Raw genomic sequence first — 14612 nt, 5'->3', positions numbered from 1 at the left:
ACATCGTCCAGCTCTAGTCCAGCACCGGTCCGCGAAGCGCAGCCAACACTGCTTCGCGGACCGCTCTGCGCGAATAGCCCGACACCTTCTCGGTTTCCACAGACCACCTGTCGGACCCGACCACACCGACAGCGAAGTCGGACAGGCGCGCATGGTGGAGCGAGACGAAGTCCTGTCTCCCCGGCATTTTCAACGACAGTGCCATCAGTTCGACCCCGCGATCGATGTTGCCCGTCACAAGATCGAACGACCCGATCGCCGACGCCAACGAACCCGCGAGCGGCAGGTCCGCGTAACCGTTGGGATCGAGCTTGAGAGCACTCGACTCCTTCATCTGCAGAACGCGACCCGCCACGAGTTCGTGCCGGCCGTGAACCGCGTGAGCGCACACCGCCGCGGCACCGAGCAGAACGACGAAGGGATCACCGAAGATGTTCTCGATCGCAGAACCCAACAGCTCCAGCGCTTCTCGATACCGAGCCAGGCCGTCCTCGATACGGCCGTCCTCGAGATCCGCCTCGGCGATACTCGCCATGAGCGCCGCGCGCCGTTGATCGGTTTCGATGGCTCCGGTCCCACCCGAGTGGGCCAAGGCCGGGCGTGCCCGATCGAGAAGTACCCGACCACCAGCGGTGTCACCGGCCGCGATCATTGCTCCGGCTTGAAAGCAGATGAGCTGCATCGCCTCGTCACGCGCACCGAGACGTTCCATCGACGCCGCCGCGATCGCGTAGAACTCGATGGCCTCGCCGTAACGGGCGGATTGGCTGTGAACCGACCCGACATGTTGGGCCGCCATCGCCAGACCCCACTCGTCACCGATGCTGGTGGCGTAGTCGAACAACGCCTCGCCGTCCAGCAATGCACCGCGCAGATCCCCGATGTTCTCCCGCATGTTCGAACGCGCGGACAGCGCCGCCATTCGGGTCTCGGGATCGGAACTGCGAACGCCTTCGGCCACCAACCGCGCAAGTTTGTGGTTGGCGATCCCACTCGTGGTCAGCTTGATCAGAAATGCGAACAACGGACCGAGATCATCGCGCTCACGCAACAGCTTTCGAAGGCGGACCCGCGCACGGGCATGGTTTCGATCGGCCTCCCCGAAGAAGAGATGCATTGCCACCAGGATGAACGTCGCGCCGACCAGTTCCGCATTCACGTCGCGCAGATCGTTGTCCGCGGTCGCCCCCACGATCTTCGACGCCCAATTCGAGATTTCCGAGTTCGATCCTCGTACGGCCCACAGAATCGCGAGGACGGGAAAGACGTTGGCCACCGTAACCGCGTCGCCGCGCTCCACGGCCCAGCGAAGAACAGCGAGAAGGTTGTCGTGCTCGGCGTCCAAGTCGGCAATCAGGCGAAGCTGGTCCGTTCGTGATCGCACGACGGCGTCCTCGGCGATCGCGATCGCCCAGTCGTCGAGGCGCCGAATCACTTCCGGCCCCTCCCCGGACGCGGCGAGTTGCTCCTCGCCGTATTCACGGACCGTCTCGAGCATGTAGTACCGAAGATCGCCCTGTCCGTCGCTGACGGAAAGAAGCGACTGATTGACCAGAGCTTCGACGGCGCCCGCCACATCGGTCAGCTCGCCCCACCCTGCAACTGCCTGCGCCGAAGAAAGCGTGAAGCCTGCCGGGAATCGGCACAGCCGACGCAGCGCGATCTGATCCCCGCTGCCCAGCAGATTCCAACTCCAGTCGATCACCGCGTGCAGCGTCCGATGCCGGTCCGGAGACGTCGGATCGTCGGAGCGCAACAACGCGAACCGATCTCGCAGTCGCGAACCGATTTCGTCGACGCTCATCGTGCGGACCCGAGCGGCAGCGAGCTCGATCGCCAGCGGGAGTCCGTCGAGCGTCGTACACAGCTTGACGACCGCGTCGACGTCCAGATGAACGGACGGCCGCACCGCGCGGGCTCTCGCCGAGAAGAGTTCGACTGCCGACCCGGATCCGTCGTCGATCGCCAACGGCGGCAACGGGTACACCGCCTCGGCACTGATCATGAGCGGCGAACGACTGGTGGTCAGTACCGTCAACTGAGGACCGGCCGCGATCATCTCGGCCACGATCTCCGAACACGCGCCGATCACGTGCTCGCAGTTGTCGAGGATGAGCAACATCGGACCGGCCGACAGCGCCTCTTTGAGTCGCTCTCGCGCCGAATGCGTCCGGCCGACGGTCAATTTTCCTGGCGCCAGATCGGATTCGCTGATTCCGAGGGTGCCGCCGATGGCCGCGATGACGTCTTCGCTGCTGCGCAACGACGCCAGCTCCACGAGTACCACCGAGACGCCAGGCCGGTTCACGGATGCGCGCAGGCCCAATTCGTGTGCGAGACGGGTTTTTCCGGCACCGCCGGGTCCGAGAATCGTGACGACGCGAGAGCGGGCGAGTAAGGATTCGATCTGGTCGATGTCGCCATCGCGACCGAGCAAGGTGTTGGGGGCAGCGCGTAGACCGATCGCACGCGCAGCCCGTGGTGTAGCTGCCGGCGCGCCCAGAAGTTCTGCGTTCAGAGTCACCAGCGCAGGTGACGGATCAGCGCCCAGACGGTTGGCGAGGTGGTTTCGAAACTCTGCGAACACCTCCAGTGCCTCGTTGACGCGGCCGGCTCCGGCGAGCGCGCGCATCAGTGCTTCGGCTGCCGTGTCGTCGAATGGACTCGCCAGGTGCCGTCCTCGCACCAGTGGAATGGCTGCCGCGTACTCCCCCAACGTGAGGAATGCGTCGATCTGCGCCGACTCCAGTTCGTCGTACACGCGGCCCGCGTCGAGCGCGAGGCGATCTGCGACGTCGCCGACGACGTCGCTTCCGGGGGTACCGCGCCACAGGCGCAGCGCGTCGGTCGTGACGGCAAGCGCCTCGGACGCGTCGGCGCCGCCCGAGCGCAACCGACGGGCCGCGTCCGCTGCCCTGGCCAGGTCGACACGCTCCCGAGCGAGAGTGAGCCGGTATCCGGCCGCCGTCACCTCGAGGGCCCCGTCCGGGAGTGCAGATCGCAGGCGCGAGACCTGAGTGTGGAGCGCGTTCATCGGTGAGCGCGGCGGCTCCAGCCCCCAGACGTCGTCGATCAGGCTCTGCGCGGTACGTGGCTCACCGGGATTACGAGCCAGCGCCACCAGGAGAGTTCGAGCTCGCGGCCCCGGGAGGGGCACCAGACGATCACCCACTTTGGTCGAAACGGGTCCGAGCAAGGCAATGTCTGCCAGGTCTGCGCCCGACTGCGCGTACCTGGCGCGCTCACTCACGTCTCGAGTCATGTGCTGATCCACCGCGTTCGATCGTATTGCACAGTGCAAAGATCGTCGTATGGCAACAGCTGCTCAATGGATCGAAGGCGCGAGGCCGCGCACACTCCCGAACGCGATTGCGCCCGTGCTGGTCGGCACCGGAGCCGCGGCGTCACTGGACCTCGCAGTGTGGTGGAAGGCGCTCCTGGCACTGATCGTCTCCTTGGCCTTGATCGTCGGGGTGAATTTCGCGAACGACTACTCCGACGGAATCCGCGGAACGGACGACGACCGCGTCGGGCCACTGCGCTTGGTCGGATCGAAGTTGGTCAGTCCCGGAGCGGTGAAGGCCGCAGCGATCAGCTGCTTCGCCGTTGCCGCGGTAGCCGGTTTCGTTCTGGCTGCGACCACGGCCTGGTGGCTGGTCGCGGTCGGAGTGTTCTGCATCATCGGTGCGTGGTTCTACACCGGCGGCACGAAGCCGTACGGATACAGCGGGTTCGGCGAGATCGCCGTGTTCATCTTCTTCGGGTTGATCGCAGTGCTGGGAACTCAGTTCGTGCAGGCCGAGCGGGTGGACCTGGCCGGACTGGCCGGAGCGATAGCCATCGGTTCGTTCTCGAGCGCAGTGCTTGTCGCCAACAATCTTCGGGACATCCCGACCGACACCGAGTCCGGAAAGATCACTCTTGCAGTCCGACTCGGCGACGCGAAGACCCGCACGCTGCACGTGATCCTGCTGGCCGTCCCGTTCGTCGCGACCCTGCTGCTGATCCTGCGTACTCCGTGGGCATTGCTCGGATTGCTCGCGTTGCCACTCGCAATCCGAGCCAACGCCCCGCTGCGTTCTGGGGGCCAGGGAATGGCTCTGATCCCCGCGTTGCGCGACACCGGACTCGCCATGCTCGTCTGGGGCGCCGCGACCGCAGTTGCGCTCAGTCTCGCCTGAACTTCGCCGTACTCAACGGTTGTCGGGGACGAACGCGCTGAGCAGAAAGTTCACGATCGAGATGATCAGCGCGCCCCAGACTGCCGTCCAGAAGCCGTCGACCGTCAAGCCGTAGGACGTTCCGGACGAGATCCACGCCGTCAGCATCAGCATCAGGGCGTTGATCACGAGTGTGAACAGTCCGAGAGTCAGGATGAGCAGCGGTAGCGAGAGAAGCTGCACCACCGGCTTGATGAAGGCGTTGACCACCGTGAAGATCAAGGCGATCACCGCGATCACGAGAACCGTGCCCCAGGTGCCGTTGTCGTGGTTGGCGATCGTGATGCCGGTGACCCACGCCGACGCCAGCCAGATGGCTATGCCGTTGATGATGAGACGTGCCAGAAATGTCATGTCTGAATGCTGGCACATCCCGCCCCGTGCATGCGGAGCCGTGCCGAATCTAGGCGGCGCGATTCATCTTCGCTTCCAATCGCTCACGGATCACCGACATCGTGACCTGCGTTTCGAGGGCCTGACGGGTGGGCCCGTCGGCGACACGCAGGATGCCGAGCAGGATGTGTTCGGCACCGATTCGATTGTCCTTGTGCGCGAGCGCTTCACGGAGCGAGAGTTCCAACACCTTCTTGGAGTCCTTCTCGAATCGCGATCGAGGAAACCCGAATCGGCCTTTCCGCGACGTACCGACACCGTCCGGCACGGGAGTCTCGTCCAGCACACCTTCACCGAACGACTGCTCCAGACTTTCCCGCACCGCATCGAGATCGATGCCGATCGACTTGAGTATCTCGGCGTCGTCGTCGAGGTTGTGCGAGTCACCGCCCTTCGAGTCACCGCCTTTCGCGCCGGCGCCGGCGCGGCGGATCGCGTCGAGGGTGACACCCGACTCGGTGAGCACCTCGGTGGCGATGCCCCGATCAGCGGTGAGCAGGGCGGTCAGAAGTTCCGTCGGCGTGACAGGACCGGATCCGGCGACAGCATCGACGACTACTCCCCTCGCCTGCGCGGAGAACCTTTCGAACATGGCACTTACCTGCCCTTCTCGCGCAGTGGACGCAGCATCGATTCCGACTGCGCGGACGCATATTTCTTGTGGACGGCTTGACGGCTGACCTCGAGAGCTTCCGCGATCGCCTGCCAGGACCATCCGTGCCGGCGCGCATTGGCGACCTGAATGGCCTCGAGTTTGTCGAGCAGACGTCGCAGCGCTCGAACGGCACGCAATCCCTCGGTGGGATCCGGGCTGCCGGCGGCAGCGGCTAGAGAGGTTGCTTCGGTCATGTTGTCAATTTAGGTTGACACACGGAATCTGTCAACCAAAATTGACAACATGCCTCAGTACCCTGCGACTGCCCCGTTCACTGCCACCTGCAAATCAGCCTGCACAGTTCGGGCGATATCCATCGGCTTGTCCGGAAGTTCGGTCACCGGCATTCCGACAAAGACACTCGCCGCCTTGACGTCACCGGAGACCGGGCCGTAGTTGATGCCGATCGACACCAGAGCCGGCGAGCACCCCAACTTCTCGGCCCGGGCCACGATGTGGCCGATTCCGCTGTTGACATGCTGCAACTGCGTCGGATCTTCGGTATTGCACGTCCCCTCGGGAAAAATCGCCAGACAATCGCCATTGCCCAGACGCTCCGCCGCGACGTCCATCATCACTCGGCCGGCATCCGAAACAGCGCGAAGGCCGTAGTTCTTGCTGCGAAAAACCGGGATACTGCCCATCATGTCGATCTTCTTGCGCTGCGAGGGATCAACGAAGAGTTCGTCTTTGGCGAGGACCCTGGTCCGTCCGATCACTCGGCGCAACGGAGTGCGCCACGCGGTCGCGGCGAGCGTGAACTGGTCACTCTCCGTCAGATGATTGACCGCCACGACCAATTGCGTCTTGCGCTCGAGCAGAGTCTTCAGCGCAGCCTCCGCCCCCGGCGCGTATCGCACTCGCGGGCGGTACTTCAGCGCCAAGGCGGCGTAGGCGAGCTTCGCCACAAACCGGTTCTGCTGATGGCTGCGGTAGTACTCGTACACCGCTTCGTAATTGTCGAGTGAAACTTCAGGATTGCCCATGATCCGCCCTCGCTGGAGAAGTGCCCTTTGGACAAACGATACACAACCTACGGTTGCGTAGGTTTGTGTTTCACACGGCGTAGCGCTGGGCGAAACTCCGCTCTCGAGGTAAAACGGTTTCTGTGATCCGCTCGGCCATATCCACCGACCTACCCGCACTGCAACAGATCGAGATCGCCGCGGGCGAACCGTTCCGAGACATCGGGATGGACGCCATCGCAGACGATCCACCGCCCACGCTCGACGAGTTGAACGATTTCCTCGCGGCCGAGCACATCTGGGTTCAGACCGACGCTAACGACGTACCCGTGGCGTACGCGCTCGTCGAAATCGTGGACGGCGGCGCACACATCGAGCAGGTTTCCGTTCACCCCGATCATGCCCGCCAAGGCCTCGGCGCCCAGCTGATCGACGCCGTCACCGAATGGGCGGCGGACCATCACCACGATCTCGTGACTCTGACGACTTTCGTCGACGTCCCGTGGAACGCGCCGTACTACGAGCGACTCGGGTTCGTGCGCCTGGCCGAGAACAGGCTCTCCCCCGGACTGATCCGCATCAGAACCGACGAGCAATCGTCCGGGCTGGATGCCTGGCCACGCGTGACGATGAGCCGCCCCGCCCGTGGTCACGTGTCACCAGCGCAGAAGTACACGGCTCAGGAATTCGCCGTCCACACACCCGACCGTACGAACTCGTCCAGCACGGCCGTCGGACCGAGCAGGTCGATCCCTTCCGACGCCACCCATTCGTCGTTGTAGTATGTGCCCGAATAACGCTCTCCGCCGTCGCACAGCAGCGTGACGACGCTGCCGCTGCGTCCGGCCGCCATCATCTCCGCGATCAACGCAAAGGCGCCCCACAAGTTCGTACCCGTCGAGCCGCCGACTTTGCGCCCCAGGGCGGCGCTGGCGTGCCGTGCAGCCGCGATCGAGCCTGCATCAGGGACCTTGATCATTCGGTCGACCACCTGACCGACAAACGACGGTTCGACGCGCGGACGGCCGATGCCCTCGATCCGGGAACCCCGAGTACCGACGATCGACGGATCGCCGGCCCGCCACGCGTCGAAGAACACGGAGTGCTCCGGGTCCACGACGCACAGTCCGGTGTCGAATTTCCGGTAGCGAAGGAAGCGGCCGATCGTGGCGCCGGTTCCGCCGGTCCCGGCTCCGACGACGACCCAGTCGGGGATCGGGTTTTCTTCGTGCTCGAGCTGAGTGAAGATGGATTCGGCGATGTTGTTGTTTCCGCGCCAGTCCGTTGCGCGCTCGGCATGGGTGAACTGGTCCATGTAGTGGCCGTTCGACTCACTCGCGAGCCGATGCGATTCCGAGTAGATCGAGGACGGATCGCTCACGAAATGACAACGTCCACCCTGCGCCTCGATCAATGCGATCTTGGCGGGACTCGTACTCGCGGGCATCACCGCGACAAAATCCAGGCCGAGCAACTTCGCGAAATACGCCTCGCTGACAGCCGTCGAACCGGACGACGCCTCGATGACGGTGGTCTCTTCGGTAACCCAGCCGTTGCAGATCGCGTACAGGAAAAGCGACCGCGCGAGTCGATGCTTGAGACTCCCCGTGATGTGGGTCGACTCGTCCTTCAGATAGAGTTGGACGGTCCAGTTACTCGGTAGCGGATACCGCAGCAGGTGAGTGTCCGCGCTGCGTTGCGCGTCGGCTTCGATCAACCGCACCGCGTTGTCGACCCACTGGCGTGACGTCCGACGGTCGACGTCGAGCGACCCCGTGGTCACCGCCCGTCCCCGCGCAGCTTGGAGCGAAGATCGTCACGATCGGACCGGCGCTGGGCGTCGACGGCCGCGATGCCCGCATTGACACGCTTGCGGAGTTTCGCGAAGAGCAGCAGCGACAGCGGCAGCGCGATCAGAACTGCGAACAGTGCCGCGACGATCAGGGGAACGTCAGTGCCGGCGAGCTTTCCACCGCCGATGATGACGGCACCGATCACGACGACCAAGAGCAGTCGAGCGACCGAGTACAGCACCACGTCGCGGGCCAGTTGACCCTTGGTCACCGGCCCGGCAGTCGACTTTGCCTGTGCAGAGTTTGCGGAGGGTTTACTGGCTTTGACCGGCTCAGAAGGAACATTTTCGGGGTTTTCAGACAACTGGCTCACCCTCTCAGGTTACCCATTCCGAATGCGGGTGGGATCAAGCCCGCTATATCCATTTTGTCCTTTACTTAAACATTACTTTGTCTTGAAAGATCGACTACCCGGCTATATCTGTGCAAACATTGCGCTACCACTCAGAAAACGGTCGAATGTGAGCGAAGGACTTCGAAACAAACTCGACGCAGGTTTTTGGCAACTGCTCGACACACCGGTTCGGTATCACTGTTCAGAGTCACTGCTCGTCAACGTTCGACATCAACATGGAGGACCTCACAATGAGCGCACCAACCTTCAATACCGCCGCAGACGCACTCATGACGCCAGGACAGGTAGCGGCATTGTTTCATGTCGATCCCAAGACCGTGACCCGCTGGGCACACGCAGGACGACTGGGCTCGCTTCGCACGCCAGGGGGGCATCGTCGATTCCGTGAGACCGAGGTCATGCAGCTTCTGCGCTCACTGACCACCGAAGCGGACAACAACTGAGCAACTTCAGCTCACTTCGAAGTACTTGTAGCACCCGACAGATCTTGCAGTACCCGACAGATACAGCACTGACGCACTGAACCGAAACCCTTCTCCACACCGCTTCTGGTGAAGCGGGCCGGAGACTGAGTAGGCTCGACCTCAGTTCCCTGAGGAGGTGCGCCGTGTTGTATCTGTTGGCGTTGGTGGGTTTGGTGACATTGATCGTTCTGATGTGGAAGGCATTCGGGCCCGATCCGTCGACGCGTACCCCGGTGAGCGGCGTGCGCGGGCCGGACGACGATCCCGAATTCCTGTGGAATGTGAACCAGCAAACACGACGCAAGCGCACGGAAGGTCCGGACGTACCGCCGACTGACACGTCGACGTAGCGTCCGGGCTCACCCGGCTACCGCTTACCGCCCCGGAAAGTTACCGCCCTGGAAAGCCGAACGGGGAGGTCGGAAAGTCCTGCGCAACCACGGCGGCCAATTCCAACACCGCTTGGCGGGTGCCTGGACGCAGCCGGTCCAGATCGATTTCGGCACCTTCTTCCAGATGCGGATCGAACGGAATAAGTCTCACCGCTCGACAGCGCTGCTCGAAATGCTCGACGACCCGTGGCAGATCAACCTTGCCCGAGCGAGGGCGTACCGCATTGATGACGGCTACGGACGTGGCGACCAACCTGCTGTAACCGTGAGCATCGAGCCAGTCCAGTGTTGCGGAGGCGCTACGTGCACCGTCGACGGATCCGGAACTGACGACGATCAACGAATCTGCACCTTCGAGAATGGCCTGCATCGCCGAGTGCATCAATCCGGTACCGCAGTCCGTCAAAACGATGCTGTAGAACTTTTCGAGCATGTCGACAGTACGCGTGTAGTCCCCGCCGCTGAAGGCCTCTGAAACTGCTGGATCACTGTCGGATGCAAGCACTTCGAGCCGGTGGCGATTTTGTGATGTGTAACCACGGACGTCGCTGTACTTCTCGATGCTGTTCTCGTCGCGCAGCAGGTTCCGCACTGTTGCTGGAGTCTCGAGCGGGATCTTCTGGCTCAAGGTTCCTCTGTCGGGGTTTGCATCGACTGCGACGACGCGATCACCGCGAATCGACGCGAATATCGATCCCAGCGTCGCGGTGGTCGTGGTCTTACCGACGCCACCTTTGAGACTGAGAACCGCAACCTTGTAGCAGCCCTGCAGTGGCTGGTTGATCTGGCGCGTCAACTCGACGACATGCTGATCCTTTGCACCGTTTCCAAGGTTCACCGATCGGCCGGACATCGTGTACAACGCCTTGCGCCAACCACCGGCCGGGGCGGGTCGGACGGGCTTGACGAGCAGCGCGGCCGAAAGGTCTTGTGCCGTCATGGGGAGAGCCTGCTCAGGGAGATTGCCGGGAGCGGAGTTGAATCCGCTCTGCTGCATCTGAGGATGAACCGGCGCCGCCGGAGCAACTGGCAGCCCCTGTCCGTTCGGCAGCGCCTGTCCGTTCGGTATCGCCTGCCCGTTTTGCAGCGGTTGACCGTATTGCAGGGTGTGGCCGTTCTGCACCGGCGCAGCGCCGGGGTGGCCGAACTGCCGAATCTCGGGGTTGGGTGGCTGAACGGCAGGCGAAGAAAGTGCATGTGGTTGCTGGGGTGGTCCCGCGGACGGTCGCGCGGCCGGAGCGGGCTGGTTCTGGAGGGGCGGCGCGCTCTGGACGGGCTGTGGGTGCTGAAAGGACTGTGGGTGCTGAAAGGACTGTGGAGCGCCAGTTCGCGAATCCGGAACCGACCCTGCACGATTCGTGGGTTCGTAGGTCTGCATCGGCATCGCGGGCGAGGTCGAGAACTGGCCGTTGACGGGGCCTGGTTGTGCTTCCGGATATTGGATGACCGGGGTCTTGGGACCTGGCGCCGGAGCTGCCGGCGTCGTCAGCGGTGGCTGAGCGGCGGGTGCACTGGGCCCCGGGCCGGCGACCTGCTGGAGCGGACCGGAGTCGACCGGGGCCACGAAGAGACTACGAACATCGCTGGGAACCGAGTCGGATGACGTCTCGGGTGCGGATGTGCGCAACTCGCTCCGCGTCGGCTCGGCAGGGCGCACAGGCTCCCACAATCCTGCTCCGGCGTCTTCGATCTTGTCGGCCATCTCGCCGTTCCCCCTCGTCGATCCCGCAGCTACCAAGCAGCTAGTAACTCACCGAGCTGCATCGTAACTGTTGCCGCCCCTGACCTACCTACCGGTAATACCTACAGACCGGTCGGCAGCCACCCACGGTACCTCGAGAGGATCAGTTGAGTCCCGCGTAGGAGTGCAGGCCGGACACGACCATGTTGATGATGAAGAGGTTGAACAACATCGCGACGAATCCGGCGATGTTGATCCAGGCCGCCTTCGTCTCTCGCCAACCGGACGTTGCTCGCGCATGGAGGTAAGCGGCGTAAATCACCCAGGCGATGAAGGACATCGTCTCCTTGGGATCCCAACCCCAGAAGCGTCCCCACGCAGCTTCCGCCCAGATGGCACCGAGGATCACACCGGCGCCGAACAGCGGAAAGGCAATGATCGTGCTCTTGTAGGCCAAGCGGTCGAGGGTCTGGGCGTCCGGCAGTCGCTCCGCGATCCGGCCACCGATGCTCGAGCCTTCGTCACCGGGCGGGAACTTCAGTCGCAGCAGGAACAAGAGGGAAGCGATACCGCCGATCATGAAAATGCCGGAGCCGACGCTGACGATCGTCACGTGAATCGGCAGCCAGTACGAGCGCAGCGCCGGAACCACGGGAGCCGCGTCGGCGTAGAGAACCGTGCCGGCGAGGAACATCAGAATCAGGACGGGAACCAGCAGGAAGACCCACATCGGACGGTACGCCGGCTTGATCAGCAGGACGTGCCCGACCAGCAACGACGCCGCACACGCCATCGCCACGAACTCGTACATGTTGCCGAGAGGGAACCGTTCCGTCGCAAATCCGCGGAGCACGATCGACGCGATGATCAGAACCGTTCCGACAACCAGGACAGCTCGGCCCATTCCGCCGAACCGCTCCGAGAGCGACTTGGTCGGAGTCTCCGCGACCCTGCCCGGCACGGAAGCGTCGACTCCGCCGGCCGAGACCAGTTCCTTGTCCTGAACCGCCTTGGCTCTGGCCGACGCGTACTGCACGATAAGCAGCACGAACGCCAGAACGAGCACGGTGAAGGCGGACTTGAAGGCCCAGTCGCTGTACTGCGCGAGTGTCTCGTTGGTTGTCATCGGGCGTTCTCCTGCGCGTGCGGTTGGTTCACCGCGGTGGTCGGATTGCTTTTCAGCAAGCGGTCGGCGAGGCGGTCGAACTCGTCGCCCCAGCCTGCGTGGTCGGTGCGGGCAAGCCCACCAAGTTCTACTACAGTACGTCGTTCGTCATCGGGATAGATACGTGCCCAGACGCGGCGACGCTTGATCACGAGCGAGACGAGCAGACCCGCCATCATCGTCAACGCCGAAACCAACACCCACACCTGAGCGGGATCGTGGGACACCTGAAGGTTCACGAAGTCGACGGCACCATCGAATCGCACCTGGGTGCCGTCGGCAAGCGTCGCGCTCTCCCCTGGGAAGAGATTGACTCGATCCTGCTTGACCAGTCGACCCTGATTGATCAGTTCGGTGTTGAGTTCGAACAGCGATTGCGGGTTGCCGGTGTCGAGTCCGGTATCGCCCTTGTAGATGTCGATGGCGACTGCCGGGTCGTTCATCGCCGGGTAGCTCGACGACAGAAGGTTGCCGTGGAACAGCGCGGTGGGCGCGAACAATCCTTCGATGGCAATCTGATTCTTCCGACGCTCGTCCGCATCGGGATACATGCCGCCCGGCGGGTCGAAACGCATCGCGCCACTGCTCAGGAACGTCGTGGCGTCGTCGGGACGCCACTGGAGCGTCTCGGTGCGGGTCTCGCCGTTCGGGAAGGTGACGGTGAATGTCGGCGCGTATCCGTGTCCCTGCAGGTACACACGATCGCCGGCGATCCGCAGCGGGTGGTTCACCTGGATGGTCGTGTCCCGCCAAGTATCGGACTCGAGGTCGTCGCCTGCCTGATACGAGATGTCCGAGGTGAACATCTCGGCCTGACCGGTCTCGAGGTAGTCGGCCTGGAAATTTTTCACACGAACACACAGCGGGGTCATGCCGGTGCCGTCGAGGCTCAAACCGGCGACGAAGGAGTCGAACACGGCCGGCGAGGTTGTGCAGAAGCCAGGTCCGTCGTTGGCGATGACGATGCGGTTGCCCTCGTAGCCGAACAACTTGCCCGCGGCGATCGCGATCAACAATCCGACCAACGACAGGTGGAACACGAGGTTGCCGAATTCGCGGAGGTATCCCTTTTCCGCCGAGATGGTGATCTCGCCTTCACGGCGCGATTTCGTATCGCCGCGACGCGTTTCGACGCGCCACCCACGCAGTTCTTTCGACACCCGGGCAGCGAGTTCGTCGGGAGTCTCGCCGTCGACGACGCTCTTGGTGTGGTGCGGCAGGCGAGCAAGATTGCGCGGCGCATTCACCGGACGGGTACGCAGCGCCTTCGCGTGCTCCACGCAACGCGGCAGGATGCAGCCGACCAGCGAAATGAAGAGCAATGCGTAGATCGCGGTGAACCAGAAGCTGCTGAACACGTCGAACAGTTCGAGGCGGTCCATCCACGGGCCGAGCGTCGGACGCGCGGCGATGTAGTCGGCGACCTTGCCCTCGTTGAGGGTTCGCTGTGGCAGCAGGGCGCCGGGGATAGCAGCCAGCGCGAGGAGGAACAGCAGAACCAACGCGGTCCGCATCGAGGTGAGTCCGCGCCAGGTGTTGCGCCCGAGTGCAACGACTCGACCGATCACCGACTGCTTCGGGAGCGCGGGTTTCGGGTTGTCGTTATTGTCGTCAGCTGTCATATCGGCAGCGTCACCTCCGAGATAAATGCGTCGCGAACCCAGCCGACGAACTGGTCCCACGCGCCTGTGACGAGGGCGATTCCCACTGCCACCAACATGATTCCGCCGAAAATTTGAATGGTGCGTGCATTACGACGCAACCAGCCGACGCCGGTCAGCGCACGCGCCGATCCCAGCGCCAAGATGATGAACGGCAGGCCGAGTCCGATGCAGTACGCGACGATCAACGTGACACCACGCGCGGCGGTCATCCCGTCGGTTCCCGCGGCTACGGACATCACGCCTGCCAGCGTGGGTCCGAGGCACGGCGTCCAGCCCAGCGCGAACACTCCCCCGAGTAACGGGGCGCCCACCAGTGACGAGACGCGACGGGGTTCGAAGCGAACGTCTTTCTGGAGGGCGGGGATCAGTCCGATGAACACGAGGCCCATCGCGATCGTGATCACGCCGCCGACACGCATCAGGACCTCGCGGTTGACGAGCAGAGTCGAGATCACGCCGAACACCGACGCAGTCGCGAGAACGAAGACGACGGTGAAGCCGGCGACGAACAGTCCGGCCGCACCGGCCACCCTCAGGCGACTGCTGCGGGTGATCGTTCGTGTCTTCGCCTCTTCGGCTGTGATCGCGGGAGCGTCGGCACCGACGACGCCGGCGAGGTAGGACAGATAGCCGGGAACGAGCGGAACGACGCACGGCGAAGCGAACGACACCAGACCGGCGAGCACGCAGGCGCCGAGGGCCAGCAGGAGCGGACCCGAAGACGCCGCGTTCTGAAATGCCTCGCCCACACCGGCGCTCAGTGTTTCGCTGCCGGCCAGCAGCGTGGTGGTCGTGGTTGTCATGT

General features: G+C 63.4%; 15 protein-coding genes. 4 read left to right on the top strand and 11 right to left on the bottom strand.

Translation table 11 applies throughout. From position 1 onward, the window contains the following. Nucleotides 1-13 precede the first annotated feature (13 nt). Nucleotides 14-3262: a BTAD domain-containing putative transcriptional regulator gene (locus tag G8767_RS19030; protein WP_166811184.1), complete on the bottom strand. Its 3249-nt coding sequence runs from the start codon at nt 3260-3262 to the stop codon at nt 14-16. A gap of 49 nt (nt 3263-3311) precedes the next feature. Here G8767_RS19030 and G8767_RS19025 point away from each other — a divergent pair, with 49 nt between their 5' ends. Next, the gene (locus G8767_RS19025) at nt 3312-4181 is read left to right on the top strand and encodes a 1,4-dihydroxy-2-naphthoate polyprenyltransferase (protein ID WP_166811182.1); all 870 of its coding nucleotides are present in this window, start codon (nt 3312-3314) and stop codon (nt 4179-4181) included. A gap of 12 nt (nt 4182-4193) precedes the next feature. On the opposite strand, the gene G8767_RS19020 is transcribed toward G8767_RS19025, so the two are convergent. Genes G8767_RS19020 through G8767_RS19005 form a run of 4 tightly spaced genes read right to left on the bottom strand, consistent with a single transcriptional unit; the run spans nt 4194 to nt 6254 of the window. Then, nucleotides 4194-4574: a phage holin family protein gene (locus G8767_RS19020; RefSeq protein ID WP_003941998.1), complete on the bottom strand. Its 381-nt coding sequence runs from the start codon at nt 4572-4574 to the stop codon at nt 4194-4196. Nucleotides 4575-4623: 49 nt separating this feature from the next. Further along, complete coding sequence (locus G8767_RS19015; RefSeq protein WP_166811180.1) at nt 4624-5205, bottom strand: Clp protease N-terminal domain-containing protein; 582 nt, start codon at nt 5203-5205, stop codon at nt 4624-4626. Between the two features lie 5 nt (nt 5206-5210). Next, a complete protein-coding gene (locus tag G8767_RS19010; RefSeq protein WP_166811178.1) occupies nt 5211-5462 on the bottom strand; it encodes an HTH domain-containing protein in 252 nt (83 codons plus the stop codon). Between the two features lie 54 nt (nt 5463-5516). After that, nucleotides 5517-6254 (bottom strand): 1-acyl-sn-glycerol-3-phosphate acyltransferase, encoded by a 738-nt coding sequence (locus G8767_RS19005; protein WP_095970358.1) that lies wholly within the window; start codon nt 6252-6254, stop codon nt 5517-5519. Nucleotides 6255-6376: 122 nt separating this feature from the next. Between G8767_RS19005 and G8767_RS19000 the strand changes: the two genes are divergently transcribed. Then, a complete protein-coding gene (locus G8767_RS19000) occupies nt 6377-7015 on the top strand; it encodes a GNAT family N-acetyltransferase (protein ID WP_166811176.1) in 639 nt (212 codons plus the stop codon). Here the strand turns inward: G8767_RS19000 and G8767_RS18995 are convergent. Next, a complete protein-coding gene (locus G8767_RS18995; protein ID WP_166811174.1) occupies nt 6913-8016 on the bottom strand; it encodes a PLP-dependent cysteine synthase family protein in 1104 nt (367 codons plus the stop codon). The two genes, G8767_RS19000 and G8767_RS18995, sit on opposite strands and share 103 nt — an antisense overlap. Continuing rightward, entirely contained in the window at nt 8013-8297 is a 285-nt protein-coding gene (locus G8767_RS18990) for a DUF4229 domain-containing protein (protein ID WP_007728513.1), read from the bottom strand. The genes G8767_RS18995 and G8767_RS18990 overlap by 4 nt, the downstream gene beginning before the upstream one ends. A gap of 374 nt (nt 8298-8671) precedes the next feature. Between G8767_RS18990 and G8767_RS18985 the strand changes: the two genes are divergently transcribed. Further along, a complete protein-coding gene (locus G8767_RS18985) occupies nt 8672-8884 on the top strand; it encodes a BldC family transcriptional regulator (protein ID WP_003942029.1) in 213 nt (70 codons plus the stop codon). A 164-nt stretch (nt 8885-9048) separates the two neighbouring features. Beyond that, nucleotides 9049-9255 (top strand): hypothetical protein, encoded by a 207-nt coding sequence (locus tag G8767_RS18980; RefSeq protein WP_019744349.1) that lies wholly within the window; start codon nt 9049-9051, stop codon nt 9253-9255. A 40-nt stretch (nt 9256-9295) separates the two neighbouring features. Here the strand turns inward: G8767_RS18980 and G8767_RS18975 are convergent, their stop codons facing one another. From G8767_RS18975 to G8767_RS18960, 4 genes are all read right to left on the bottom strand, one after another. Beyond that, nucleotides 9296-10681 (bottom strand): MinD/ParA family protein, encoded by a 1386-nt coding sequence (locus tag G8767_RS18975; protein ID WP_166811308.1) that lies wholly within the window; start codon nt 10679-10681, stop codon nt 9296-9298. A 460-nt stretch (nt 10682-11141) separates the two neighbouring features. Then, complete coding sequence (gene ccsB / locus G8767_RS18970) at nt 11142-12104, bottom strand: c-type cytochrome biogenesis protein CcsB (RefSeq protein WP_050656206.1); 963 nt, start codon at nt 12102-12104, stop codon at nt 11142-11144. Beyond that, entirely contained in the window at nt 12101-13765 is a 1665-nt protein-coding gene (locus G8767_RS18965) for a cytochrome c biogenesis protein ResB (RefSeq protein ID WP_095970362.1), read from the bottom strand. The genes ccsB and G8767_RS18965 overlap by 4 nt, the downstream gene beginning before the upstream one ends. Beyond that, nucleotides 13762-14610 carry a cytochrome c biogenesis CcdA family protein gene (locus G8767_RS18960; RefSeq protein WP_095970363.1) on the bottom strand — a complete coding sequence of 283 codons (849 nt, stop codon included), beginning with the start codon at nt 14608-14610 and terminating at the stop codon, nt 13762-13764. Before G8767_RS18960 ends, G8767_RS18965 begins: the two co-directional genes overlap by 4 nt. Nucleotides 14611-14612 lie beyond the last annotated feature (2 nt).

The organism is Rhodococcus sp. IC4_135, from assembly GCF_011602025.1.
Classification (GTDB): Bacteria; Actinomycetota; Actinomycetes; order Mycobacteriales; family Mycobacteriaceae; genus Rhodococcus_F; species Rhodococcus_F baikonurensis.
The sequence above is the reverse complement of the archived record's forward strand: the minus strand, read 5'-3'. Positions and strand labels throughout refer to the sequence as shown.